We start from the raw sequence: 24,232 nt of genomic DNA, 5'->3' as shown, positions 1-24,232 counted from the left end.
CGACACACTCTTATCATTCGCCGCGATAGATACAGCCCGCAGTGCAGGTTTCTTTCACCATCACCGCACTTAATAGCGGCACAACGGGTTTAACTTGATCCCAAATCCATTTTGCTAAAACTTCGCTGGTTGGGTTTTCCAGACCGGGTATATCATTGAGGTAATAGTGGTCGAGGCGATCGTAGGTTGGTTTAAACGCCGCTTTCAGTTCAGCGAAATCGATAATCCAGCCCGTATGTGGATCGACTTCCCCTGTGATTTCCAGGCGCACCATAAAAGAATGCCCGTGTAAGCGCCCGCACTTATGTCCCTGTGGGACGTGCGGCAGACGGTGAGCGGCTTCGAAGGTGAAATCTTTAAATAACGTGGTGGACATCATAATTTCTCTACAGGACGATAAAACCGCCGTAGAGTACCGGAAAGCCTGTTTTTTCGCATTACTAAAAACGGGTTTGTTGCGCAAAATGACCGATTTAACTTAATTGCGGTCGATATTTATTTATTTTTCATTGAGTTAATAAATCTATTTTGTTGTTAAAGACTATTGCTAAAACAGGTTAGTCGATTTGGTTATTAGTTATCGCTATCCCGTCTTTAATCCACCCCCTTCGCGCCGTTAACCTTACCTTCTCTTCTGTTTTATGGGCGCTGACAGGGCCGATAAACAGCTTTGCTTACTGGAACATAACGACGCATGACGACACAGGTCCCACCTTCCGCTTTGCTTCCGCTGAACCCGGAGCAACTGGCACGCCTCCAGGCGGCCACGACCGATTTAACGCCCACCCAGCTTGCCTGGGTTTCTGGCTATTTCTGGGGCGTGCTTAACCAGCAGCCTGCTACGCTTGCAGCGACGCCAGCGCCCGCTGCAGAAATGCCGGGTATTACTATTATCTCCGCTTCGCAAACCGGCAATGCGCGTCGGGTCGCCGAAGCGTTACGCGATGATTTATTAGCGGTAAAACTGAACGTTAAGCTGGTGAACGCGGGCGACTATAAATTCAAACAAATCGCCAGCGAAAAACTGCTTATCGTGGTGACGTCAACACAAGGGGAAGGAGAACCGCCGGAAGAAGCCGTCGCGCTGCATAAGTTTCTGTTCTCCAAAAAAGCGCCGAAGCTGGAAAACACCGCGTTTGCCGTGTTTAGCCTTGGCGATAGCTCTTATGAATTTTTCTGCCAGTCCGGGAAAGATTTCGACAGCAAGCTGGCGGAACTGGGCGGTGAACGCCTGCTCGATCGCGTTGATGCGGATGTGGAATACCAGGCCGCTGCCAGCGAGTGGCGCGCCCGCGTGGTTGATGCGCTTAAATCGCGCGCGCCTGTCGCAGCACCTTCACAATCCGTCGCTACTGGCGCGCTAAATGAAATCCACACCAGCCCGTACAGCAAAGACGCGCCGCTGGTGGCTAGCCTTTCGGTTAACCAGAAAATTACCGGGCGTAACTCTGAAAAAGACGTTCGTCATATCGAAATTGACTTAGGCGACTCTGGCCTGCGTTATCAGCCGGGTGACGCGCTGGGTGTCTGGTATCAGAACGATCCGGCACTGGTGAAAGAACTTGTCGAACTGCTGTGGCTGAAAGGCGATGAACCTGTCACCGTTGAGGGCAAAACCCTGCCGTTGAATGAGGCGCTACAGTGGCACTTCGAACTGACCGTCAACACCGCCAATATCGTTGAGAACTACGCTACCTTAACGCGCAGCGAAACGCTGCTGCCGCTGGTGGGCGATAAAGCGAAGTTGCAGCATTACGCCGCGACCACGCCGATTGTCGACATGGTGCGTTTCTCTCCGGCACAACTGGGTGCCGAAGCGCTGATTAATCTGCTGCGCCCGCTGACCCCGCGCCTCTATTCCATCGCCTCCTCGCAGGCGGAAGTCGAGAACGAAGTACACGTCACCGTTGGCGTGGTGCGTTACGACGTGGAAGGCCGCGCCCGTGCCGGTGGTGCTTCTAGTTTCCTCGCGGATCGTGTGGAAGAAGAGGGCGAAGTTCGCGTCTTTATCGAACATAACGACAACTTCCGCCTACCCGCTAACCCGGAAACCCCGGTGATTATGATTGGCCCAGGTACCGGTATTGCGCCGTTCCGCGCCTTTATGCAGCAACGTGCCGCCGACGAAGCGCCGGGTAAAAACTGGCTGTTCTTTGGCAACCCGCACTTTACGGAAGATTTCCTCTACCAGGTGGAATGGCAGCGTTACGTGAAAGAAGGCGTGCTGACGCGCATCGATCTCGCCTGGTCGCGCGATCAAAAAGAAAAAATTTACGTACAAGACAAACTGCGCGAACAGGGCGCGGAGCTGTGGCGCTGGATCAATGACGGTGCCCACATTTATGTCTGCGGCGACGCTAATCGCATGGCGAAAGACGTTGAACAGGCACTTCTGGAAGTGATTGCCGAATTTGGTGGCATGGACACCGAAGCGGCAGATGAATTTTTAAGTGAGCTGCGCGTAGAGCGCCGTTATCAGCGAGATGTCTACTAATGAGCGAAAAACATCCAGGGCCTTTAGTGGTCGAAGGTAAACTGGCAGACGCCGAGCGCATGAAGCTTGAAAGCAACTATCTGCGCGGCACGATTGCTGAAGATTTAAATGACGGCCTGACCGGTGGGTTTAAGGGCGATAACTTCCTGCTGATCCGTTTCCACGGTATGTATCAGCAGGATGACCGTGACATCCGCGCTGAACGTGCTGAGCAGAAGCTGGAACCGCGCCACGCCATGATGCTGCGCTGCCGTTTGCCTGGCGGTGTTATCACCACCAAACAGTGGCAGGCGATCGATAAATTTGCGGTGGAAAACACTGTTTACGGTAGCATCCGCCTGACCAACCGTCAGACGTTCCAGTTCCACGGTATTCTGAAAAAGAACGTCAAACCTGCACACCAGATGCTGCACTCGGTTGGTCTGGATGCGTTAGCCACCGCCAACGACATGAACCGTAACGTGCTGTGCACCTCGAACCCGTTCGAGTCGCAGCTGCATGCGGAAGCCTATGAATGGGCGAAGAAAATCTCTGAACATCTGCTGCCGCGTACTCGCGCTTACGCGGAGATCTGGCTCGATCAGGAAAAAGTCGCCACTACTGATGAAGAGCCGATCCTTGGTCAGACCTACCTGCCGCGTAAGTTTAAAACCACGGTAGTGATCCCGCCGCAGAACGATATCGATCTGCATGCCAACGACATGAACTTCGTGGCGATCGCGGAAAACGGCAAGCTGGTGGGCTTTAACCTGTTGGTGGGCGGTGGGCTTTCCATGGAGCACGGTAACAAGAAAACCTACGCCCGCACGGCGAGCGAGTTTGGCTATCTGCCGCTGGAGCATACGCTGGCGGTGGCGGAAGCCGTCGTGACAACTCAGCGTGACTGGGGTAACCGAACCGATCGTAAAAATGCCAAAACCAAATACACGCTGGAGCGCGTGGGTGTTGAGACGTTTAAAGCGGAAGTGGAACGTCGCGCGGGGATCAAATTTGAACCGATCCGTCCGTATGAGTTTACCGGACGCGGTGATCGTATTGGCTGGGTTAAGGGCATTGATGATAACTGGCATCTGACGCTGTTTATCGAAAATGGTCGCATCCTTGATTATCCTGGGCGTCCGCTGAAAACCGGCTTGCTGGAGATCGCGAAGATCCACAAAGGCGATTTCCGCATTACGGCGAACCAGAATCTGATCATCGCCGGTGTACCGGAAAGTGAGAAAGCGAAGATCGAGAAGATCGCCAAAGAGAGCGGGTTGATGAATGCCGTAACGCCGCAGCGTGAAAACTCAATGGCTTGCGTGTCATTCCCGACTTGCCCGCTGGCGATGGCGGAAGCGGAGCGTTTCCTGCCGTCGTTTATCGATAACATCGATAATTTAATGGCGAAACATGGCATTAGCGATGAGCATATCGTGATGCGTGTAACAGGCTGCCCGAATGGTTGTGGTCGCGCGATGCTGGCGGAAGTGGGTCTGGTGGGTAAAGCGCCGGGTCGCTACAACCTGCATCTTGGCGGCAACCGCATGGGGACACGTATCCCACGGATGTATAAAGAAAACATCTCCGAGCCGGAAATCCTGGCGTCGCTTGATGAACTGATAGGGCGCTGGGCGAAAGAGCGTGAAGCGGGTGAAGGCTTCGGCGACTTTACGGTGCGTGCGGGCATCATTCGCCCGGTGCTCGACCCGGCGCGCGATTTGTGGGATTAACCATCAGCCCGGTCTTGTAGGCCTGATAAGACGCGCCAGCGTCGCATCAGGCAAGTTGGCACCTTTTGCCGGATGCGGCGTAAACGCCTTATCCAGCCTACGGTTGAGCCCGGTTTTGTAGGCCTGATAAGACGCGACAGCGTCGCATAAGGCAAGTTGGCACCTTTGCCGGATGCGGCGTAAACGCCTTATCCGACCTACGGTTGAGCCCGGTCTTGTAGGCCTGATAAGACGCGTCAGCGTCGCATCAGGCAAGGCAAACAGTGAGGAACTTATGTCCAAACTCGATCTAAACACCCTGAACGAACTGCCAAAGGTAGACCGGATTCTGGCGCTGGCCCAAACTAACGCCGAACTGGAAAAACTGGACGCTGAAGGCCGCGTTGCATGGGCGCTGGATAATCTGCCCGGTGAATATGTGCTTTCTTCCAGCTTCGGCATTCAGGCGGCGGTGAGCCTGCATCTGGTGAATCAGATTCACCCGGACATTCCGGTGATCCTCACCGATACCGGTTATCTGTTCCCGGAAACTTACCGCTTTATTGACGAGTTAACGGACAAACTCAAGCTCAACCTGAAAGTGTACCGTGCTACCGAAAGCGCCGCCTGGCAGGAAGCGCGCTACGGTAAACTGTGGGAGCAGGGCGTTGAAGGCATTGAAAAATACAATGATATCAACAAAGTTGAACCGATGAACCGGGCGCTGAAAGAACTGAATGCGCAAACGTGGTTTGCTGGCCTGCGCCGCGAACAATCCGGCAGCCGCGCTAATTTACCGGTGCTGGCAATTCAGCGTGGCGTATTTAAGGTGCTGCCGATTATCGACTGGGATAACCGGATGATATATCAGTACCTGCAAAAACATGGCCTGAAATATCACCCATTATGGGATGAAGGATATTTATCGGTGGGAGATACCCATACAACCCGTAAATGGGAACCTGGCATGGCGGAAGAAGAAACGCGTTTCTTTGGATTAAAAAGGGAATGTGGATTGCACGAAGGGTAAATATCTTCTGAATAAAATAAACGCCTCAGTCAGAAATGACAGGGGCGTTTTTATTTTGCGAGCAGCATTCCTGATTTTAAACGTGAATATAGCAGGAGGAATCAACAGATATAGAATGGCATCGGGTGCTTGAGGCTGTCTGGCGTTAAGCATTCGCGAGGTTCCAGATGGACAAAAGCCCCAGGCGATATTTCTATCAACCTGAGGCCTACGTTCGAACCTAAGCAATTCGGATGTTAGTCTCTTCTTTGCAGGGAGGCAAGACATGCTGACAAAATATGCCCTTGTGGCAATCATCGTACTGTGTTGTACAGTACTGGGATTCACGCTGATGGTAGGCGACTCGTTGTGTGAGTTGAGTATCAGAGAACGTGGTATGGAGTTTAAGGCAGTTCTCGCTTACGAATCGAAGAAGTAGCCACCACGCGGGGGTAAAACCCCGCGTATTGAATTGTTAAAGTTTGGCCTCCTGCACCCCTTTTTTATTCTCTGTTCCAGGTGGCATTGATTTCCTGCAGGCACGGGAGTAATCATTTCAACCCCATCAAGACGCCTTCGCCAGCTCCTTCACCAACGGTAACATTATCCGCATAACATCACGGCAGCGGCGTTCTATTCTTCCAGGAAGTGCCTTATCTATATGCTGTTGATTATCCAGTCTTACGTCATGCCAGCTATTTCCCGCAGGGAATGCGGCTGTTTTTGCTCGTTGTTGATAACCATCCTTATTCCCAAGATTCCAGTTTGTCGCTTCCACCGAAAGTACAGCAATGCCCGCTTTGTCGAATATTTCTGCGTCATTACAACACCCAGTGCCTTTCGGATAGTTTTTATTCAAACCTGGATTTGTGGTGGCGGCAATTCCATGACTGCGGGCAATTGCCAGCGCCCGGTCGCGCGTTAATTTCCTTACTGCTTCAGGTGTTTTTACGCCACTGTTGAAATACAGCTTATCGCCAACAATCAGATTATCGAGGTTAATCACCAATAAAGTATTTTTCTTTTCGGTATCACTCATGCGCTTGAGTAAATTCTCAGCACCTAATTTCCCTTCCTCTTCACCACTGGTGGCAATAAAACGAATCCCATACTCAGTCGGAATATCTTTCAGGCGTTCAGCTAGCTCCAGCATGACACCTAAACCTGCGGCATTATCATCCATTCCTTGTAACGTCAGCCCGCCGAGATTGGCATCTGCATCTGCGTCGCTCTGCGGGGCATAGGTATCCAGATGCGCCATAATGATGATCTGCTGCGGCGCTTTGCCTTCATGAGCGGCAATCACCGTACTTCCCGTCACGTTGTGCCAGTTTTTGCGGTTATCGCGTGCGGTATAAATATATCGGCTATTAAATGTTCGAATATCACTGCGGTAACCCATTTGCTGAAACTGTTGCCGAATATAATCGGCAGATAACATTTCTGCGGGTGTTCCGGTCATTCGTCCCGGAAAGAAAGTGGCAATATGTCGCGCCTGTGTATTGGCAAAATCACCAGGTTTAGGTGATGAGGCGTAAACGGGGAGAATAAAGCATACGCCGAGCGCCAGGGCAGCGGTACGGTGGCGCAATGCGGAAAACATAGTGAGTCCTTAAATACCATGCAAAATTTTTACCGCCATAGTATGAAACTGCCGCTGCGCTAAAACAATTTCAAATCTTCCTAAACGCCCGAAATTCGGTAGCTTAAGCACTTTTTGATATTTGCTTTGCCAAAGCGTTATTCCGTTAAGGAACTACTCATTCCAATTGGTAATTTCATTCGTTCTCCTGCGCTCCCTATAGTCGAAACATCTGATGGCAAGAAAATAGCGGTATTGCAAAGGAACGGTTATGGATCAAAAACGACTTACCCACCTACGACAGCTGGAGGCGGAAAGCATCCACATCATTCGCGAGGTGGCGGCAGAATTCTCAAATCCGGTGATGCTTTACTCCATCGGCAAAGATTCCAGCGTCATGCTGCATCTGGCGCGCAAGGCGTTTTATCCTGGTACGCTGCCGTTCCCACTGCTGCATGTCGATACCGGCTGGAAATTCCGCGAGATGTATGAGTTCCGCGATCGTACGGCGAAAGCTTACGGCTGCGAGTTGCTGGTACATAAAAACCCGGAAGGCGTGGCGATGGGGATTAACCCGTTCGTGCACGGCAGCGCCAAACATACCGACATTATGAAAACCGAAGGTTTGAAACAGGCTCTGAACAAATACGGTTTTGATGCCGCCTTCGGTGGCGCACGTCGCGATGAAGAGAAGTCCCGCGCCAAAGAACGAATCTACTCTTTCCGTGACCGATTTCATCGCTGGGATCCGAAAAACCAGCGTCCGGAGTTGTGGCACAACTATAACGGGCAGATCAACAAAGGCGAAAGCATCCGCGTCTTCCCGCTCTCTAACTGGACCGAGCAGGATATCTGGCAATACATCTGGCTGGAAAATATCGACATTGTTCCGCTGTATCTCGCCGCCGAACGTCCGGTTCTGGAACGCGACGGTATGTTGATGATGATTGATGACAACCGTATCGACCTGCAACCGGGTGAAGTGATTAAAAAACGGATGGTTCGCTTTCGCACGCTGGGCTGCTGGCCGCTGACCGGTGCGGTGGAGTCAAATGCACAAACGCTGCCAGAGATCATCGAAGAGATGCTGGTTTCCACCACCAGTGAACGTCAGGGGCGCGTGATTGACCGCGACCAGGCAGGCTCTATGGAGCTGAAAAAACGTCAGGGGTATTTTTAAGATGAACACCGCACTTGCACAACAAATCGCCAATGAAGGCGGCGTCGAAGCCTGGATGATTGCGCAACAACATAAAAGCCTGCTGCGTTTTCTGACCTGTGGTAGCGTCGATGACGGCAAAAGTACCCTGATTGGTCGCCTGCTGCACGATACCCGCCAAATCTACGAAGATCAGCTCTCATCGCTGCATAACGACAGTAAACGTCACGGCACCCAGGGCGAAAAACTGGATCTGGCGCTGCTGGTGGACGGCCTGCAAGCGGAACGCGAACAGGGCATCACAATCGATGTGGCTTATCGCTATTTCTCCACCGAGAAGCGTAAATTTATTATCGCCGATACCCCTGGGCACGAGCAGTACACCCGCAATATGGCGACTGGCGCGTCAACGTGTGAGCTGGCGATCTTATTGATCGACGCCCGTAAAGGCGTGCTCGATCAAACCCGTCGTCACAGTTTTATCTCCACGCTGTTGGGGATCAAACATCTGGTCGTAGCGATCAACAAAATGGATCTGGTGGATTACAGTGAAGAGACATTCACCCGCATTCGTGAAGACTACCTGACTTTTGCCGAACAATTGCCGGGCAATCTGGATATTCGCTTTGTGCCGCTCTCTGCGCTGGAAGGCGACAATGTAGCTTCGCAAAGTGAAAGAATGCCGTGGTACAGCGGCCCAACATTACTTGAAGTGCTGGAAACCGTGGAGATTCAGCGAGTGGTTGATGCCCAGCCGATGCGCTTCCCGGTTCAGTACGTTAACCGCCCTAATCTCGATTTTCGTGGCTACGCCGGAACGCTGGCTTCCGGCAGCGTGCAAGTCGGGCAACGTGTCAAAGTGCTGCCCTCTGGTGTGGAGTCAAGCATCGCGCGGATCGTCACTTTTGATGGCGATCGCGGAGAAGCTTTTGCTGGAGAAGCGATCACCCTGGTGCTGACGGACGAGATCGATATCAGCCGTGGCGATCTGCTGCTGACAGCAGATGAAGCGTTACTGGCAGTGCAGAGTGCGTCAGTTGATGTGGTATGGATGGCGGAGCAACCGCTTTCCCCTGGGCAGAGTTACGACATCAAAATCGCCGGTAAGAAGACGCGCGCCCGTGTTGATGGTATTCGCTATCAGGTTGATATTAATAACCTTACCCAACGCGAAGTTGAAAACCTGCCACTGAATGGGATCGGCCTCGTGGATCTCACCTTTGACGAGCCGTTGGTGTTAGATCGTTATCAACAAAATCCGGTGACGGGTGGGCTGATTTTTATCGATCGCCTGAGCAACGTGACTGTTGGTGCCGGTATGGTGCATGAGCCGAAAAACGAGGCCGCCGTTGCGCCGTCGGAATTTAGCGCATTCGAGCTGGAGCTGAATGCGTTAGTACGCCGCCACTTCCCGCACTGGGGAGCGCGCGATTTACTGGGAGGTAAATGATGGCGCTGCATGACGAAAACGTCGTCTGGCATAGCCATCCGGTTACTGCACAACAACGCGAGCACCACCACGGTCATCGAGGTGTTGTGCTGTGGTTTACCGGCCTCTCTGGTTCCGGTAAATCAACGGTCGCGGGGGCGCTGGAGGAGGCGTTACATAAACTTGGCGTCAGTACATATTTACTGGATGGCGACAATGTCCGCCACGGTTTATGCAGCGATCTCGGTTTTAGCGATGCCGATCGCAAAGAAAATATCCGTCGGGTCGGTGAGGTGGCGAATTTAATGGTCGAAGCCGGACTTGTGGTGCTGACGGCGTTTATCTCACCACACCGCGCCGAACGGCAGATGGTTCGCGAACGTGTAGGAGAAGGGCGGTTTATCGAAGTGTTTGTCGATACGCCGCTGGCGATTTGTGAGTCTCGCGATCCAAAAGGCTTATATAAAAAAGCACGCGCTGGTGAACTGCGTAACTTTACCGGAATAGATTCCGTTTACGAAGCGCCTGAATCGGCAGAAATTCATCTCAATGGTGAACAATTAGTAACAAATTTGGTTCAGCAATTATTAGATCTACTGAGACAGAACGATATTATCAGATCCTGAGACACCACCGGGTTTTCATGCCCGGTTCGTCAAAGTAACAGGATCTGATATGCGTAATAGCCATAACATTACACTAACAAATAGTGATAGCCTTACCGAGGATGAAGAAACCACATGGTCGCTACCAGGGGCCGTGGTCGGTTTTGTGTCCTGGCTGTGTGCACTGGCGATTCCGATGTTGATTTATGGCTCTAACACGCTGTTTTTCTTTATCTACACCTGGCCTTTCTTTCTGGCGCTGATGCCTGTTGCGGTGGTGGTAGGTATTGCGCTGCATTCCTTGATGGACGGGAAATTACGCTACAGTATTGTTTTCACTTTTATCACCGTTGGCATTATGTTTGGTGCACTGTTTATGTGGTTGTTGGGCTAATCTGTTCTTTCCTGTTCATTCTGTCCATAATTCAAACCGTAACCAATAATGAGATTATGTTCTGCGCGCCCTGGGTATACGTAACAGTGGACAAATGTGGTACATTTGCCCGCGTTGTCGCGGTATCCCCAACAGAGGATGCAGAGTCGTCTTCGGATGCATGGGATGAGGATGCCGTTTTTCAGGGGGCAGGATGGGTAAACTAACGCTGCTGTTGCTGGCTATTCTGGTCTGGCTACAGTATTCGCTGTGGTTCGGTAAGAACGGTATACATGACTATACCCGCGTCAATGATGATGTGGCGGCACAGCAAGCTACAAACGCGAAACTTAAAGCGCGAAACGATCAGCTTTTTGCCGAAATTGACGATCTCAATGGCGGCCAGGAGGCGCTCGAAGAGCGTGCGCGTAATGAACTCAGCATGACCAGGCCGGGCGAAACTTTTTATCGTCTGGTGCCTGACGCGTCGAAGCGCGCGCAGTCTGCGGGGCAAAACAATCGATAAATCAGCCCAGGAATTAACATGGCAACCACTCATTTGGATGTTTGCGCCGTGGTTCCGGCGGCCGGATTTGGCCGCCGAATGCAAACGGAATGTCCTAAGCAATATCTCTCAATCGGTAATAAAACCATTCTTGAACACTCGGTGCATGCGCTGCTGGCGCATCCCCGGGTGACGCGTGTCGTCATTGCAATAAGCCCTGGCGATAACCGCTTTGCTCAACTTCCTCTGGCGAATCATCCGCAAATCACCGTTGTTGCTGGTGGTGAAGAGCGTGCTAATTCCGTGCTGGCTGGTCTGAATGCCGCTGGCGATGCGCAGTGGGTGTTAGTGCATGACGCCGCTCGCCCTTGTCTGCATCAGGATGACCTCGCGCGCCTGTTGGCGTTGAGCGAAACCAGCCGCACGGGAGGGATCCTCGCCGCGCCGGTGCGCGATACGATGAAACGCGCCGAGCCAGGCAAAAATGCTATTGCTCACACCGTTGATCGCAACGGCTTATGGCACGCGCTTACGCCGCAATTTTTCCCTCGTGAGCTGTTACATGACTGCCTGACACGCGCTTTAAATGAAGGCGCTACCATTACTGACGAAGCCTCAGCGCTGGAATACTGCGGTTTTCATCCACAGCTTGTCGAAGGCCGAGCGGATAACATTAAAGTCACGCGCCCGGAAGATTTGGCGCTTGCCGAATTTTACCTCACCCGAACCATCCATCAGGAGAATACATAATGCGAATTGGACACGGTTTTGATGTTCACGCCTTTGGCGGCGAAGGCCCAATTATCATTGGTGGCGTGCGCATCCCTTATGAAAAAGGGCTGCTGGCACATTCTGATGGCGACGTGGCGCTGCACGCGCTGACCGATGCATTACTTGGTGCAGCGGCGCTGGGGGATATCGGCAAGCTATTCCCGGATACCGATCCGGCATTTAAAGGCGCTGACAGCCGCGAGCTGCTACGCGAAGCCTGGCGACGCATTCAGGCGAAGGGCTATACCCTCGGCAACGTCGATGTCACTATCATCGCTCAGGCACCGAAGATGCTGCCGCACATTCCACAAATGCGCGTGTTTATTGCCGAAGATCTCGGCTGCCATATGGATGATGTTAACGTGAAAGCCACTACTACGGAAAAACTCGGATTTACCGGACGTGGGGAAGGGATTGCCTGTGAAGCGGTGGCGCTACTCATTAAGGCAACAAAATGATTGAATTTGATAATCTCACTTACCTCCACGGCAAACCGCAAGGAACCGGGCTGCTGAAAGCTAACCCGGAAGATTTTGTAGTGGTGGAAGATTTAGGCTTTGAGCCTGATGGTGAAGGTGAGCATATCCTGGTGCGGATCCTCAAAAACGGCTGCAATACCCGTTTTGTGGCCGACGCACTGGCGAAATTCCTGAAAATTCATGCTCGCGAAGTCAGTTTCGCCGGGCAGAAAGACAAACACGCCGTTACGGAACAGTGGTTATGCGCTCGGGTACCGGGCAAAGAGATGCCTGATCTAAGTGCGTTTCAACTGGAAGGCTGCCAGGTGCTGGAGTATGCACGCCACAAGCGCAAACTGCGTTTAGGTGCGCTGAAAGGCAACGCTTTTACCCTGGTGCTGCGAGAAGTGAGCAATCGTGATGACGTTGAACAGCGACTGATCGATATTTGCGTGAAAGGTGTACCGAATTACTTTGGCGCGCAACGTTTTGGTATTGGCGGTAGTAACTTGCAGGGTGCGTTGCGCTGGGCGCAAACCAATACTCCGGTGCGCGATCGCAATAAGCGTAGTTTTTGGTTGTCGGCAGCTCGTAGTGCGTTGTTTAATCAGATTGTTGCTGAGCGTCTCAAAAAAGCAGAAGTTAATCAGGTTGTTGACGGTGATGCGCTACAATTAGCCGGGCGCGGCAGCTGGTTTGTTGCCACGAATGAAGAACTGGCGGAATTACAGCGTCGCGTGAACGATAAAGAGCTGTTAATTACCGCTGCAATGCCGGGTAGCGGTGAATGGGGAACCCAGCGTGAGGCGCTGGCATTCGAACAAGCAGCTGTCGCCGAAGAAACGGAATTACAAGCCTTACTGCTGCGCGAAAAAGTTGAGGCGGCGCGCAGAGCGATGCTGTTATATCCGCAACAATTAAGCTGGAACTGGTGGGATGACGTCACCGTCGAAATCCGTTTCTGGCTTCCGGCAGGAAGCTTTGCAACCAGCGTTGTCAGGGAACTTATCAACACAACAGGTGATTATGCGCATATTGCTGAGTAATGATGACGGGGTACATGCACCCGGTATACAAACGCTGGCGAAAGCTCTGCGTGAGTTTGCTGACGTTCAGGTGGTCGCCCCCGATCGTAATCGCAGCGGCGCTTCAAATTCTCTAACGCTGGAATCCTCCCTGCGCACGTTTACCTTTGAAAATGGTGATATCGCCGTGCAAATGGGAACCCCGACCGATTGTGTCTATCTTGGCGTGAATGCTCTGATGCGTCCGCGCCCGGATATTGTGGTTTCGGGTATTAACGCCGGGCCGAATCTGGGTGATGATGTTATTTATTCCGGCACGGTAGCCGCCGCGATGGAAGGCCGTCATTTAGGCTTTCCGGCACTGGCCGTTTCACTTGACGGGCATAAACATTACGACACTGCTGCAGCGGTCACCTGTTCCATTTTGCGTGCACTGTGTAAAGAGCCGCTGCGTACCGGACGTATTCTCAATATCAACGTACCTGATTTACCGCTGGATCAGATTAAAGGTATCCGCGTGACTCGCTGCGGTACACGACATCCGGCAGATCAAGTGATTCCGCAGCAGGATCCGCGCGGTAATACGCTGTACTGGATTGGCCCGCCGGGCGGTAAGTGTGATGCCGGTCCGGGGACCGATTTTGCTGCGGTAGATGAAGGCTACGTCTCCATCACGCCGCTGCATGTGGATTTAACCGCGCACAACGCGCAAGATGTGGTTTCAGACTGGTTAAACAGCGTGGGAGTTGGCACGCAATGGTAAGCAGACGCGTACAAGCACTTCTGGATCAATTACGTGCGCAAGGTATTCAGGATGAGCAGGTGCTTAATGCACTTGCTGCCGTGCCGCGTGAAAAATTCATCGATGAAGCGTTTGAACAAAAAGCCTGGGACAATATCGCATTGCCGATAGGTCAGGGGCAGACAATTTCGCAGCCGTATATGGTGGCGCGAATGACTGAATTACTTGAACTGACGCCGCAGTCGCGAGTGCTGGAGATCGGCACTGGTTCAGGATATCAAACAGCAATTCTGGCACATCTTGTCCAGCATGTATGCTCGGTCGAGCGGATTAAAGGGTTGCAGTGGCAGGCGCGCAGACGTCTGAAAAATCTTGATTTACACAATGTTTCAACCCGTCACGGTGATGGATGGCAAGGTTGGCAAGCACGTGCGCCGTTTGACGCTATCATTGTAACGGCTGCACCGCCCGAAATTCCGACAGCGTTAATGACGCAACTGGACGAAGGCGGCATTCTCGTCTTACCCGTAGGGGAAGAGCACCAGTATTTAAAGCGGGTGCGTCGTCGGGGAGGCGAATTTATTATCGACACCGTGGAGGCTGTGCGCTTTGTTCCCTTAGTAAAGGGGGAGCTGGCTTAGCGCGTGAGGAAAATACCTGGAATTTTCCTGGTTATTTTGCAGCAGGTCAGCGTATCGTGAACATCTTTTCCAGTGTTCAGTAGAGTGCCTTGCACGGTAATTATGTCACTGGTTATTAACCAATTTTTTTCCTGGGGGATAAATGAGCGCGGGAAGCCCAAAATTCACCGTTCGCCGTATTGCGGCTTTGTCACTGGTTTCGCTATGGTTGGCTGGCTGTTCTGACACTTCAAATCCACCGGCACCTGTCAGCTCCGTCAATGGCAATGCACCTGCAAATACCAATTCTGGTATGTTGATTACGCCGCCACCGAAGATGGGGACGACGTCTACAACGCAGCAACCGCAAATTCAGCCGGTACAACAGCCACAAATTCAATCGGCTCAACAGCCGCAAATCCAACCGGTACAGCCTGTTGCCCAGCAACCGGTGCAAATGGAAAACGGACGCATCGTCTATAACCGTCAGTACGGAAATATTCCGAAAGGCAGTTATAGCGGCAGTACTTACACCGTGAAAAAAGGCGACACGCTTTTCTATATCGCCTGGATTACCGGTAACGACTTCCGTGACCTTGCCCAACGCAACAATATTCAGGCGCCTTACGCTCTGAACGTAGGTCAGACCTTACAGGTGGGGAATGCTTCCGGTACGCCAATCACTGGCGGAAATGCCATTACCCAGGCCGACGCAGCAGAGCAAGGAGTTGTGATCAAGCCTGCACAAAATTCCACCGTTGCTGTTGCGTCGCAACCGACAATTACGTATTCTGAATCTTCGGGTGAACAGAGTGCTAACAAAATGTTGCCGAACAACAAGCCAACTGCGACCACGGTCACAGCGCCTGTAACGGTACCAACAGCAAGCACAACCGAGCCAACTGTCAGCAGTACAACAACCAGTACGCCGATCTCCACCTGGCGCTGGCCGACTGAGGGCAAAGTGATTGAAACCTTTGGCGCTTCTGAGGGAGGCAACAAGGGGATTGATATCGCAGGTAGCAAAGGACAGGCAATTATCGCGACCGCAGATGGCCGCGTTGTTTATGCCGGTAATGCGCTGCGCGGCTACGGTAATCTGATTATCATCAAACATAATGATGATTACCTGAGTGCCTACGCCCATAACGACACAATGCTGGTCCGGGAACAACAAGAAGTTAAGGCGGGGCAAAAAATAGCGACCATGGGTAGCACCGGAACCAGTTCAACACGCTTGCATTTTGAAATTCGTTACAAGGGGAAATCCGTAAACCCGCTGCGTTATTTGCCGCAGCGATAAATCGGCGGAACCAGGCTTTTGCTTGAATGTTCCGTCAAGGGATCACGGGTAGGAGCCACCTTATGAGTCAGAATACGCTGAAAGTTCATGATTTAAATGAAGACGCGGAATTTGATGAGAATGGAGTTGAGGTTTTTGACGAAAAGGCCTTAGTTGAAGAGGAACCCAGTGATAACGATTTGGCCGAAGAGGAGCTGTTATCGCAGGGCGCAACACAGCGTGTGCTGGACGCGACTCAGCTTTATCTTGGTGAGATTGGTTATTCGCCACTGTTAACGGCCGAAGAAGAAGTTTATTTTGCGCGTCGCGCACTGCGTGGTGATGTCGCCTCTCGCCGCCGGATGATCGAGAGTAACTTGCGTCTGGTGGTAAAAATTGCCCGCCGTTATGGCAATCGTGGTCTGGCGCTGCTGGACCTTATCGAAGAGGGCAACCTGGGGCTGATCCGCGCGGTTGAGAAGTTTGACCCGGAACGTGGTTTCCGCTTCTCAACTTACGCAACCTGGTGGATTCGCCAGACGATCGAACGGGCCATCATGAACCAAACCCGTACTATTCGTTTGCCGATTCACATCGTAAAGGAGCTGAACGTTTACCTGCGAACCGCACGTGAGTTGTCCCATAAGCTGGACCACGAACCGAGTGCGGAAGAGATCGCAGAGCAACTGGATAAGCCAGTTGATGACGTCAGCCGTATGCTTCGTCTTAACGAGCGCATTACCTCGGTAGACACCCCATTGGGTGGTGATTCCGAAAAAGCGTTGCTGGATATCCTGGCCGATGAAAAAGAGAACGGTCCGGAAGACACCACGCAAGATGACGATATGAAACAAAGTATCGTCAAATGGCTGTTCGAACTGAACGCCAAGCAGCGTGAAGTGCTGGCACGTCGATTCGGTTTGCTGGGGTACGAAGCGGCAACACTGGAAGATGTAGGTCGTGAAATTGGCCTCACCCGTGAACGTGTTCGCCAGATTCAGGTTGAAGGCCTGCGCCGTCTGCGTGAGATTTTGCAGACTCAGGGGCTGAATATCGAAGCGCTGTTCCGCGAATAAGCAAGCATCTGTCAGAAAGGCCAGTCTCATATGAGGCTGGCCTTTTTCTTTTGTATAGGGAGTTGGTGTGTTTTGTCGCCTGGATAAGATGCGACAGCGTTATGTGTTCATCATTTTTCGCACCAGCTGCATAAACAGCTCCTGCTCTTCTCCACTCAAACGCCCCAAAAATTCTTCATCCACGCCGTCACCAATGGGGATCGCCGCTGCAAGTACCTTTTCTCCTTCCGCAGTCAGCCAGACAAAGCGCCGTCGCTTATCGACGGTGTCATGCTCTCGTCTGACCAGGCCACGATTTTCCATTCTTGCCAACATTTCCGCCAGCGTTGCCTTCGTGCTGACAGCTGCTTCTATCAGCGCAACCTGCTCTATACCGGGGTGTTCAGCAATAGCGCGCATCACCGCATACTGCGGTTTGGTCAGATCAGGTAACTCATGCTGCCAGCGAGACGTGTGCTGCTGAAAAAGCTGTCGTAACTGATGGAACGCTTTATTTCGTAACGCCATGTAAACTCCGGGCTAATTCTCTGCCGTTATCATAGCGGTTTTTTAGTGACGAAGAAGATGTTGTTACTTTTCCGCACTTGCCGCTACGTGAATAGAAGGGTATGTTAATAATAACGTTCGTGTACGAACAATTAAGGGAGTAAAAAATGAGACTGATCGTCGGGATGACTGGGGCTACAGGTGCGCCTCTTGGTGTGGCATTACTGCAAGCACTAAAGAAGATGCCCGGTGTTGAAACACATCTTGTGATGTCGAAGTGGGCGAAAACCACCATTGAACTGGAAACGCCCTACAGCGTCCACGATGTCGCGGCCCTGGCAGACTATTGCCATAACCCGGCGGATCAGGCGGCGACTATCTCCTCAGGTTCCTTTCGTACCGATGGCATGATCGTTATTCCGTGCAGCATGAAGACGCTGGCTGGTATTCGTGCTGGCTATGCCGATGGGCTGGTGGGGCGCGCAGCTGATGTTGTTCTCAAAGAAGGGCGCAAGCTGGTGCTGGTGCCGCGTGAAATGCCGCTCAGTACTATCCACCTTGAAAATATGCTCGCGCTTTCCCGTATGGGCGTGGCGATGATACCGCCCATGCCTGCCTTCTATAACCATCCCGAAACGGTAGATGACATTGTCCACCACGTGGTTGCCCGCGTGATGGATCAGTTTGGCCTCGAACATCCTCAAGCCAGGCGCTGGCAAGGATTGCCGCAGTCCGGGAGTTTTTCTCTGGAGAATGAATAATGGCTTTTGATGATTTACGCAGCTTTTTACAGGCACTTGACGACCAGGGGCAATTGCTGAAAATCAGTGAAGAGGTTAACGCTGAGCCAGATCTGGCCGCTGCTGCCAACGCCACCGGGCGTATCGGCGACGGCGCACCCGCGCTGTGGTTTGATAATATTCGTGGTTTTACCGATGCGCGTGTGGCGATGAACACCATCGGGTCCTGGCAGAACCACGCGATTTCCCTCGGCCTACCGCCAAATACGCCGGTCAAAAAGCAGATTGATGAGTTTATCCGCCGCTGGGATAACTTCCCGATTGCCCCGGAGCGCCGCGCCAATCCAGCTTGGGCGCAGAATACCGTTGATGGCGACGAGATCAACCTGTTCGATATCCTGCCGCTGTTTCGTTTAAACGATGGCGATGGCGGTTTCTATCTCGACAAAGCGTGCGTGGTTTCCCGCGATCCGCTCGACCCGGATAACTTCGGCAAGCAGAACGTCGGCATCTACCGCATGGAAGTGAAGGGCAAGCGAAAGCTCGGCCTGCAACCGGTGCCGATGCACGATATCGCCCTGCATCTACATAAAGCAGAAGAGCGCGGTGAAGATCTGCCGATAGCCATCACGCTCGGTAACGATCCGATCATCACGCTGATGGGGGCCACGCCGCTGAAATACGATCAGTCTGAGTATGAAATGGCAGGCGCGCTGCGTGAAAGCCCGTACCCGATCGCCACCGCCCCGCTGACCGGTTTTGATGTGCCGTGGGGTTCAGAAGTGATCCTCGAAGGGGTCATCGAAAGCCGTAAACGCGAAATCGAAGGGCCGTTCGGTGAGTTTACCGGACACTACTCCGGCGGGCGTAACATGACCGTGGTGCGCATCGATAAAGTCTCTTACCGCACCAGGCCGATTTTCGAATCGCTGTACCTCGGCATGCCGTGGACCGAAATCGACTACCTGATGGGGCCAGCCACCTGCGTACCGCTGTATCAACAACTGAAAGCCGAGTTCCCGGAAGTGCAGGCGGTGAACGCCATGTACACCCACGGCCTGCTGGCGATAATCTCCACCAAAAAACGCTACGGCGGCTTTGCCCGCGCGGTGGGCCTGCGTGCGATGACCACGCCGCACGGTCTGGGCTATGTGAAGATGGTGATTATGGTCGATGAAGACGTTGATCCGTTCAATCTGCCGCAGGTGATGTGGGCGCTCTCGTCGAAAGTGAACCCGGCGGGCGACCTGGTGCAGTTGCCAAATATGTCAGTGCTGGAACTCGACCCAGGCTCAAGTCCGGCGGGGATCACCGACAAGCTGATTATCGACGCCACCACGCCTGTCGCCCCGGACAACCGTGGTCACTACAGCCAGCCGGTGGTGGATTTACCGGAAACTAAAGCCTGGGCTGAAAAACTGACCGCTATGCTGGCCGCACGTAAATAAGGAGAAGAAGATGATTTGTCCACGTTGTGCCGATGAACAGATTGAAGTGATGGCGAAATCGCCGGTGAAAGATGTCTGGACGGTCTACCAGTGCCAGCATTGCCTTTATACCTGGCGCGATACCGAACCGCTTCGCCGCACCAGCCGTGAACATTATCCGGAGGCGTTCCGTATGACGCAAAAAGATATTGATGACGCGCCGATGGTACCGAGCATTCCGCCGCTGCTGGCGACAGATAAGCGTTAATAAAAAATGCCGGGTAGAGGATTTACTTTACCCGGCTACGTTATTTAATTTTATAAAACGACAGGCGTCCGCTTTTCGGCGATCCGGTATCAATGTAAATCTGGTTAGCGAACGTCTGAATGTTATCAAACATCATATGTCCAAATATAAAATAGTCAGCGCCGTTGATTTCTTCTAACTCGCCATTAAGCGATTTCTGCACACGATCAACAGGCCAGAGTAATTCGCTTTCCGCTATTTCTTTGCCAAAGAGATATTCATTTCCCGGATAATCTGCATGTGCGATGACATATTTTATTATGTCGTTAGTGATTTCAATAATATGCGGGAGCTGATGGAATTTCAGTAACAGATTTATTGCCTCTTGTTGTTCCGTATCATTTAAATCGAAAAACCAGTCACCGCCGCTGGCTAACCACATATTACCATCACCTGTAGCGAACGCATCAAGCGCCATCGCTTCGTGGTTGCCTTTTACGGTGTTAAACCAGGGCTGGTTTAACAGGCGCAACACATTAAGACTCTCCGGCCCACGATCAATGTTATCGCCGACGGAAATAAGTAAGTCTGTTTCAGTGCAAAATGATAATTGATGTAAACGGGATTGTAATAATTGATAATCCCCATGAATATCACCAACGGCCCATATATGGCGATAGTGATGGGCATTGATTTTTTGATAGCGTGTAGATGGCATGGTTTTACCCTGTAAAATAATATCTACTATTATACAGGGTATTTTTATTTGATTTGTCAGTTGTCGTTAATATTCCCGATAGCAAAAGACTATCGGGAATTATTTTTACACCAAACTTTTCAACCGATAAATCCACTCTAACGCCTGACGCGGGGTGAGTGAATCTGGATCAAGATTTTCCAGAGCTTCGACCGCAGGCGAAGTTTCTTCTGGTACTGATAGCAAAGACATTTGCGTACCATCCACCTGCGTAGCGGCGGCATTCGGTGAAATGCTTTCCAGCTCGCGCAGTTTTTGCCGCGCGCGTTTGATCACCTCTTTCGGCACGCCTGCCAGCGCAGCAACCGCCAGGCCGTAGCTTTTGCTCGCCGCGCCGTCCTGCACGCTGTGCATAAAGGCGATGGTGTCGCCGTGCTCCAGCGCATCGAGGTGCACGTTAGCGACGCCTTCCATTTTCTCCGGTAGTTGAGTCAGCTCGAAGTAGTGGGTGGCAAACAGCGTCAATGCCTTAATCTTATTCGCCAGATTTTCCGCGCACGCCCATGCCAGTGACAGACCATCGTAAGTGGACGTCCCGCGTCCAATCTCATCCATCAACACCAGACTGTACTCGGTGGCGTTATGCAGAATATTAGCGGTTTCGGTCATCTCCACCATAAAGGTTGAACGCCCGGATGCCAGATCGTCCGCCGCGCCCACACGGGTAAAGATACGGTCAATCGGGCCAATCTCGACTTTTTGTGCCGGTACATAGCTGCCGATATAGGCCATCAGCGCAATCAGTGCGGTCTGGCGCATATAGGTACTTTTACCGCCCATGTTCGGACCGGTAATAATCAACATCCGACGCTGTGGCGACAGATTTAGCGGGTTAGCGATAAACGGCTCATTCAGTACCTGTTCAACCACCGGATGGCGGCCTTCGGTAATGCGAATGCCAGGTTTATCAATAAAGGTCGGGCAGGTGTAGTTCAGGGTATAGGCCCGCTCTGCCAGGTTCACCAGCACGTCGAGTTCTGCCAGCGCGCTCGCGCTCTGTTGCAGCGCTTCCAGATGCGGCAACAGCAGGTCGAACAACTCTTCATAAAGCTGTTTTTCCAGTGCTAGTGCTTTGCCTTTTGAAGTGAGGACTTTGTCTTCGTACTCTTTCAGCTCTGGAATAATGTAACGTTCAGCGTTTTTCAGCGTCTGGCGGCGCATATAGTTGATTGGCGCCAGATGGCTTTGCCCACGGCTGATCTGAATGTAATAACCATGAACCGCGTTAAAGCCGACTTTCAGCGTGTCCAGGCCGGTACGTTCACGCTCGCGGATTTCCAGACGCTCCAGATAATCGGTCGCGCCGTCAGCCAGCGCCCGCCACTCATCCAGTTCTTCGTTATAGCCTGGTGCGATAACACCACCGTCGCGTACCAAGACCGGCGGCGTGTCGATGATTGCGCGCTCCAGCAGATCGCGCAGCTCGGCAAACTCGCCCATCTTCTCACGTAGCGCCTGTACCGGTGCACTATCGACAGTTTCTAACTGCGCGCGCAGTTCCGGCAGTTGCTGGAAGGCGTGGCGCATACGAGCCAGATCGCGCGGGCGAGCAGTACGCAACGCCAGGCGTGCCAGAATACGTTCCAGGTCGCCCACCTGACGCAGCACAGGCTGTAACTCAGCGGTGAAATCCTGCAATGCGCCAATAGTTTGCTGGCGCTCAAGCAATACACGGGTGTCGCGCACAGGCATATGAAGCCAGCGTTTCAGCATACGGCTACCCATCGGCGTGACGGTGCAATCAAGCACAGAAGCCAGAGTATTTTCCGCACCGCCCGCCAGGTTCTGGGTAATTTCCAGATTACGGCGCGTCGCGGCATCCATAATGATGCTGTCCTGCTCACGTTCCATGGTGATAGAACGAATATGCGGCAGAGTCGTACGTTGGGTATCTTTCGCATACTGCAACAGGCAACCGGCAGCACAAAGCCCGCGTGGCGCGTTCTCGACGCCGAAACCAATCAGATCACGAGTGCCAAATTGCAGGTTCAACTGCTGGCGCGCGGTGTCGATTTCAAACTCCCACAGCGGGCGACGACGCAGGCCGCGACGACCTTCAATCAGCGACATCTCGGCGAAATCTTCTGCATACAGCAGCTCTGCCGGATTGGTGCGTTGCAGCTCTGCCGCCATCGTTTCGCGGTCAGCCGGTTCGCTCAGACGAAAACGCCCGGAGCTGATATCCAGCGTCGCATAGCCAAAACCTTTGCTGTCCTGCCAGATAGCCGCCAGCAGGTTATCCTGGCGCTCTTGCAACAGGGCTTCATCACTGATAGTCCCCGGCGTGACGATACGGACAACCTTGCGCTCAACCGGCCCTTTGCTGGTTGCAGGATCGCCAATCTGTTCGCATATAGCGACGGACTCGCCCTGATTCACCAGTTTGGCGAGATAGTTTTCCACTGCATGGTAGGGGATACCCGCCATCGGGATCGGCTCGCCCGCAGACGCGCCGCGTTTGGTCAGCGAAATATCCAGCAGCTGCGACGCCCGTTTTGCGTCGTCATAAAATAGCTCGTAAAAGTCACCCATCCGGTAGAACAGCAGGATCTCAGGATGCTGGGCTTTCAGCTTGAGATACTGCTGCATCATAGGCGTATGGGCGTCGAAATTTTCTATTACACTCATGGAATTAGATCCGGTTCCCTGATGTTAAATGTAGTGTGATGGTTTTTATTTTCGTTGTAATCACATAAGGCGCACATGATACCGGAGTTAATCATTTCAGGGGAAGACGCGAAAGGTCAGTTCTTGATGCCGGTTCCGCGAAAAATGCTGCTTTGCAGCTTTTGCGTGATGACTATGAAACAAGATCGCAAAATTACATCGGTTGAAGAAACCTCCTCCTTCAGAGCCATAGTCCCCTTTAAAATTAAGTTGTAATATAAATGCACCTTAAGAGTATGGAGGCAGCATGTCCGGCAAGCGTATCTCTCGTGAAAAACTGACGATTAAAAAAATGATCGATCTTTATCAAGCGAAATGCCCGCAGGCGTCAGCGGAGCCGGAGCATTACGATGCGCTGTTTGCTTACGCGCAAAAACGGCTGGATAAATGTGTGTTTGGCGAAGAGAAACCGGCCTGTAAACAGTGTCCGGTGCACTGTTACCAGCCTGCGAAGCGTGAAGAGATGAAGCAGATTATGCGGTGGGCGGGGCCGAGAATGCTGTGGCGTCATCCGATCTTAACCGTGCGTCATCTGATTGATGATAAACGTCCAGTGCCAGAACTGCCGGAAAAATATCGCCGGAAGAAATAAATTTGCCGGAGGAATTTATTCTCTCCGGCAAATACGGCGCTTACGCTTTGGTCGCAATCAGGATTGCTGATGCCTTGATCAATGCAATAACGCGCGATCCTGTGGTGAGTTTCATTTCATCCTGGCTTTCATTGGTTACCACTGCCACAACTTCAAAACCCGCATCTGTTTTGATATGGACAGTGGCATTCACTGCGCCTTCGGTGATTTTCGAAACGCTGCCAGCAAACTGGTTGCGAGCAGAGAATTTCAGTCCACAGTCTTCCGTTGCCAGCGTTACCCACGGGGCTTTAATCAGGGCAATCGCTTCTTTCCCTTTTGCCAGCCCCAGGGCTTGCTGGCTACTGTGGGTAACAACCGCTACCAGCTTTGCGCCACCTGCCAGCGTCAGTTCTACTTCATCATTCACCGCGCCCATTGCGACTGCGCTAACTGTTCCGGTTAATTGATTTCTTGCTGAAACTGCCATACTGCCTCCTTTCATTGAATGTTGAT

At 52.3% G+C, this 24,232-nt stretch carries 26 protein-coding genes; 20 read left to right on the top strand and 6 right to left on the bottom strand.

All coding sequences use genetic code 11. The features are described from left to right. Positions 1-13: 13 nt before the first annotated feature. The gene (queD, locus tag FEK43_RS16345) at positions 14-379 is read right to left on the bottom strand and encodes a 6-carboxytetrahydropterin synthase QueD (RefSeq protein WP_016159619.1); all 366 of its coding nucleotides are present in this window, start codon (positions 377-379) and stop codon (positions 14-16) included. A gap of 315 nt (positions 380-694) precedes the next feature. On the opposite strand from queD, the gene cysJ reads away from it, so the two are divergent. The 4 genes from cysJ to FEK43_RS16315 all read left to right on the top strand — a co-directional run bounded on the left by cysJ (position 695) and on the right by FEK43_RS16315 (position 5,633). After that, positions 695-2,494: an NADPH-dependent assimilatory sulfite reductase flavoprotein subunit gene (cysJ, locus tag FEK43_RS16340; RefSeq protein WP_135407664.1), complete on the top strand. Its 1,800-nt coding sequence runs from the start codon at positions 695-697 to the stop codon at positions 2,492-2,494. Continuing rightward, the gene (gene cysI / locus FEK43_RS16335) at positions 2,494-4,206 is read left to right on the top strand and encodes an assimilatory sulfite reductase (NADPH) hemoprotein subunit (protein ID WP_135407661.1); all 1,713 of its coding nucleotides are present in this window, start codon (positions 2,494-2,496) and stop codon (positions 4,204-4,206) included. Before cysJ ends, cysI begins: the two co-directional genes overlap by 1 nt. 274 nt (positions 4,207-4,480) lie before the next feature. Next, positions 4,481-5,215 (top strand): phosphoadenosine phosphosulfate reductase, encoded by a 735-nt coding sequence (gene cysH / locus FEK43_RS16325; protein ID WP_135407655.1) that lies wholly within the window; start codon positions 4,481-4,483, stop codon positions 5,213-5,215. A gap of 265 nt (positions 5,216-5,480) precedes the next feature. Next, positions 5,481-5,633 carry a Hok/Gef family protein gene (locus FEK43_RS16315; RefSeq protein ID WP_000956458.1) on the top strand — a complete coding sequence of 51 codons (153 nt, stop codon included), beginning with the start codon at positions 5,481-5,483 and terminating at the stop codon, positions 5,631-5,633. A 126-nt stretch (positions 5,634-5,759) separates the two neighbouring features. On the opposite strand, the gene iap is transcribed toward FEK43_RS16315, so the two are convergent. Further along, complete coding sequence (gene iap, locus FEK43_RS16310) at positions 5,760-6,797, bottom strand: alkaline phosphatase isozyme conversion aminopeptidase (RefSeq protein WP_131162384.1); 1,038 nt, start codon at positions 6,795-6,797, stop codon at positions 5,760-5,762. Positions 6,798-7,047: 250 nt separating this feature from the next. Here iap and cysD point away from each other — a divergent pair, with 250 nt between their 5' ends. The 12 genes from cysD to rpoS all read left to right on the top strand — a co-directional run bounded on the left by cysD (position 7,048) and on the right by rpoS (position 16,821). Then, entirely contained in the window at positions 7,048-7,956 is a 909-nt protein-coding gene (gene cysD, locus FEK43_RS16305; RefSeq protein WP_000372392.1) for a sulfate adenylyltransferase subunit CysD, read from the top strand. Position 7,957: 1 nt separating this feature from the next. After that, positions 7,958-9,385, top strand: a complete 1,428-nt coding sequence (cysN, locus tag FEK43_RS16300) for a sulfate adenylyltransferase subunit CysN (protein ID WP_135407653.1) — start codon at positions 7,958-7,960, stop codon at positions 9,383-9,385. Next, a complete protein-coding gene (gene cysC / locus FEK43_RS16295; RefSeq protein WP_130208047.1) occupies positions 9,385-9,990 on the top strand; it encodes an adenylyl-sulfate kinase in 606 nt (201 codons plus the stop codon). The genes cysN and cysC overlap by 1 nt, the downstream gene beginning before the upstream one ends. A 49-nt stretch (positions 9,991-10,039) precedes the next feature. Continuing rightward, the gene (locus FEK43_RS16290; RefSeq protein WP_064528120.1) at positions 10,040-10,363 is read left to right on the top strand and encodes a DUF3561 family protein; all 324 of its coding nucleotides are present in this window, start codon (positions 10,040-10,042) and stop codon (positions 10,361-10,363) included. Positions 10,364-10,556: 193 nt separating this feature from the next. Then, positions 10,557-10,868, top strand: coding sequence for a cell division protein FtsB (gene ftsB, locus FEK43_RS16285; protein ID WP_000517476.1), 312 nt, complete (start codon positions 10,557-10,559; stop codon positions 10,866-10,868). 18 nt (positions 10,869-10,886) lie between these two features. Further along, the gene (ispD, locus tag FEK43_RS16280; RefSeq protein ID WP_130207661.1) at positions 10,887-11,597 is read left to right on the top strand and encodes a 2-C-methyl-D-erythritol 4-phosphate cytidylyltransferase; all 711 of its coding nucleotides are present in this window, start codon (positions 10,887-10,889) and stop codon (positions 11,595-11,597) included. Beyond that, the gene (ispF, locus tag FEK43_RS16275; protein WP_001219242.1) at positions 11,597-12,076 is read left to right on the top strand and encodes a 2-C-methyl-D-erythritol 2,4-cyclodiphosphate synthase; all 480 of its coding nucleotides are present in this window, start codon (positions 11,597-11,599) and stop codon (positions 12,074-12,076) included. The genes ispD and ispF overlap by 1 nt, the downstream gene beginning before the upstream one ends. Continuing rightward, on the top strand, positions 12,073-13,122 hold the full coding sequence (gene truD / locus FEK43_RS16270) for a tRNA pseudouridine(13) synthase TruD (RefSeq protein ID WP_130259329.1): 1,050 nt from the start codon (positions 12,073-12,075) through the stop codon (positions 13,120-13,122). Before ispF ends, truD begins: the two co-directional genes overlap by 4 nt. Beyond that, positions 13,103-13,864 (top strand): 5'/3'-nucleotidase SurE, encoded by a 762-nt coding sequence (gene surE / locus FEK43_RS16265; protein WP_001516955.1) that lies wholly within the window; start codon positions 13,103-13,105, stop codon positions 13,862-13,864. The genes truD and surE overlap by 20 nt, the downstream gene beginning before the upstream one ends. After that, the gene (gene pcm / locus FEK43_RS16260) at positions 13,858-14,484 is read left to right on the top strand and encodes a protein-L-isoaspartate O-methyltransferase (RefSeq protein ID WP_000254703.1); all 627 of its coding nucleotides are present in this window, start codon (positions 13,858-13,860) and stop codon (positions 14,482-14,484) included. The genes surE and pcm overlap by 7 nt, the downstream gene beginning before the upstream one ends. A 193-nt stretch (positions 14,485-14,677) precedes the next feature. After that, positions 14,678-15,766 carry a murein hydrolase activator NlpD gene (gene nlpD, locus FEK43_RS16255; protein ID WP_240725533.1) on the top strand — a complete coding sequence of 363 codons (1,089 nt, stop codon included), beginning with the start codon at positions 14,678-14,680 and terminating at the stop codon, positions 15,764-15,766. A 62-nt stretch (positions 15,767-15,828) separates the two neighbouring features. Beyond that, positions 15,829-16,821, top strand: a complete 993-nt coding sequence (gene rpoS, locus FEK43_RS16250; RefSeq protein ID WP_000081550.1) for an RNA polymerase sigma factor RpoS — start codon at positions 15,829-15,831, stop codon at positions 16,819-16,821. 99 nt (positions 16,822-16,920) lie between these two features. On the opposite strand, the gene FEK43_RS16245 is transcribed toward rpoS, so the two are convergent. Next, the gene (locus FEK43_RS16245; RefSeq protein WP_130258109.1) at positions 16,921-17,328 is read right to left on the bottom strand and encodes a MarR family transcriptional regulator; all 408 of its coding nucleotides are present in this window, start codon (positions 17,326-17,328) and stop codon (positions 16,921-16,923) included. A 146-nt stretch (positions 17,329-17,474) separates the two neighbouring features. Between FEK43_RS16245 and FEK43_RS16240 the strand changes: the two genes are divergently transcribed. The 3 genes from FEK43_RS16240 to FEK43_RS16230 are packed head-to-tail and all read left to right on the top strand — an operon-like array spanning position 17,475 to position 19,742. After that, complete coding sequence (locus FEK43_RS16240; RefSeq protein ID WP_130221533.1) at positions 17,475-18,068, top strand: non-oxidative hydroxyarylic acid decarboxylases subunit B; 594 nt, start codon at positions 17,475-17,477, stop codon at positions 18,066-18,068. After that, entirely contained in the window at positions 18,068-19,495 is a 1,428-nt protein-coding gene (locus FEK43_RS16235; RefSeq protein ID WP_135407651.1) for a non-oxidative hydroxyarylic acid decarboxylases subunit C, read from the top strand. Before FEK43_RS16240 ends, FEK43_RS16235 begins: the two co-directional genes overlap by 1 nt. Positions 19,496-19,505: 10 nt before the next feature. Then, on the top strand, positions 19,506-19,742 hold the full coding sequence (locus tag FEK43_RS16230; RefSeq protein WP_130207652.1) for a non-oxidative hydroxyarylic acid decarboxylases subunit D: 237 nt from the start codon (positions 19,506-19,508) through the stop codon (positions 19,740-19,742). Positions 19,743-19,782: 40 nt separating this feature from the next. Here FEK43_RS16230 and pphB read toward each other — a convergent pair whose 3' ends face one another. Beyond that, the gene (gene pphB / locus FEK43_RS16225) at positions 19,783-20,439 is read right to left on the bottom strand and encodes a protein-serine/threonine phosphatase (RefSeq protein WP_130207650.1); all 657 of its coding nucleotides are present in this window, start codon (positions 20,437-20,439) and stop codon (positions 19,783-19,785) included. A gap of 105 nt (positions 20,440-20,544) precedes the next feature. Then, complete coding sequence (gene mutS, locus FEK43_RS16220; protein ID WP_130207648.1) at positions 20,545-23,106, bottom strand: DNA mismatch repair protein MutS; 2,562 nt, start codon at positions 23,104-23,106, stop codon at positions 20,545-20,547. 286 nt (positions 23,107-23,392) lie between these two features. Between mutS and FEK43_RS16210 the strand changes: the two genes are divergently transcribed. Continuing rightward, the gene (locus FEK43_RS16210) at positions 23,393-23,737 is read left to right on the top strand and encodes a nitrous oxide-stimulated promoter family protein (protein WP_130207644.1); all 345 of its coding nucleotides are present in this window, start codon (positions 23,393-23,395) and stop codon (positions 23,735-23,737) included. A gap of 40 nt (positions 23,738-23,777) precedes the next feature. On the opposite strand, the gene FEK43_RS16205 is transcribed toward FEK43_RS16210, so the two are convergent. Beyond that, positions 23,778-24,206, bottom strand: coding sequence for a TOBE domain-containing protein (locus FEK43_RS16205; RefSeq protein WP_131162378.1), 429 nt, complete (start codon positions 24,204-24,206; stop codon positions 23,778-23,780). Between the last annotated feature and the right edge of the window lie 26 nt (positions 24,207-24,232).

This window comes from Escherichia sp. E2562, assembly GCF_005781075.1.
Lineage (GTDB): Bacteria > Pseudomonadota > Gammaproteobacteria > Enterobacterales > Enterobacteriaceae > Escherichia.
Note: the sequence above shows the minus strand (reverse complement) of the source record. Positions and strands in the feature narration are given on the sequence as shown.

Coding starts and splice junctions, on each gene's coding strand:
- queD (WP_016159619.1), bottom strand. CDS start 379: ATGATGTCCACCACGTTATTTAAAGATTTCACCTTCGAAGCCGCTCAC.
- cysJ (WP_135407664.1), top strand. CDS start 695: ATGACGACACAGGTCCCACCTTCCGCTTTGCTTCCGCTGAACCCGGAG.
- cysI (WP_135407661.1), top strand. CDS start 2,494: ATGAGCGAAAAACATCCAGGGCCTTTAGTGGTCGAAGGTAAACTGGCA.
- cysH (WP_135407655.1), top strand. CDS start 4,481: ATGTCCAAACTCGATCTAAACACCCTGAACGAACTGCCAAAGGTAGAC.
- FEK43_RS16315 (WP_000956458.1), top strand. CDS start 5,481: ATGCTGACAAAATATGCCCTTGTGGCAATCATCGTACTGTGTTGTACA.
- iap (WP_131162384.1), bottom strand. CDS start 6,797: ATGTTTTCCGCATTGCGCCACCGTACCGCTGCCCTGGCGCTCGGCGTA.
- cysD (WP_000372392.1), top strand. CDS start 7,048: ATGGATCAAAAACGACTTACCCACCTACGACAGCTGGAGGCGGAAAGC.
- cysN (WP_135407653.1), top strand. CDS start 7,958: ATGAACACCGCACTTGCACAACAAATCGCCAATGAAGGCGGCGTCGAA.
- cysC (WP_130208047.1), top strand. CDS start 9,385: ATGGCGCTGCATGACGAAAACGTCGTCTGGCATAGCCATCCGGTTACT.
- FEK43_RS16290 (WP_064528120.1), top strand. CDS start 10,040: ATGCGTAATAGCCATAACATTACACTAACAAATAGTGATAGCCTTACC.
- ftsB (WP_000517476.1), top strand. CDS start 10,557: ATGGGTAAACTAACGCTGCTGTTGCTGGCTATTCTGGTCTGGCTACAG.
- ispD (WP_130207661.1), top strand. CDS start 10,887: ATGGCAACCACTCATTTGGATGTTTGCGCCGTGGTTCCGGCGGCCGGA.
- ispF (WP_001219242.1), top strand. CDS start 11,597: ATGCGAATTGGACACGGTTTTGATGTTCACGCCTTTGGCGGCGAAGGC.
- truD (WP_130259329.1), top strand. CDS start 12,073: ATGATTGAATTTGATAATCTCACTTACCTCCACGGCAAACCGCAAGGA.
- surE (WP_001516955.1), top strand. CDS start 13,103: ATGCGCATATTGCTGAGTAATGATGACGGGGTACATGCACCCGGTATA.
- pcm (WP_000254703.1), top strand. CDS start 13,858: ATGGTAAGCAGACGCGTACAAGCACTTCTGGATCAATTACGTGCGCAA.
- rpoS (WP_000081550.1), top strand. CDS start 15,829: ATGAGTCAGAATACGCTGAAAGTTCATGATTTAAATGAAGACGCGGAA.
- FEK43_RS16245 (WP_130258109.1), bottom strand. CDS start 17,328: ATGGCGTTACGAAATAAAGCGTTCCATCAGTTACGACAGCTTTTTCAG.
- FEK43_RS16240 (WP_130221533.1), top strand. CDS start 17,475: ATGAGACTGATCGTCGGGATGACTGGGGCTACAGGTGCGCCTCTTGGT.
- FEK43_RS16235 (WP_135407651.1), top strand. CDS start 18,068: ATGGCTTTTGATGATTTACGCAGCTTTTTACAGGCACTTGACGACCAG.
- FEK43_RS16230 (WP_130207652.1), top strand. CDS start 19,506: ATGATTTGTCCACGTTGTGCCGATGAACAGATTGAAGTGATGGCGAAA.
- pphB (WP_130207650.1), bottom strand. CDS start 20,439: ATGCCATCTACACGCTATCAAAAAATCAATGCCCATCACTATCGCCAT.
- mutS (WP_130207648.1), bottom strand. CDS start 23,106: ATGAGTGTAATAGAAAATTTCGACGCCCATACGCCTATGATGCAGCAG.
- FEK43_RS16210 (WP_130207644.1), top strand. CDS start 23,393: ATGTCCGGCAAGCGTATCTCTCGTGAAAAACTGACGATTAAAAAAATG.
- FEK43_RS16205 (WP_131162378.1), bottom strand. CDS start 24,206: ATGGCAGTTTCAGCAAGAAATCAATTAACCGGAACAGTTAGCGCAGTC.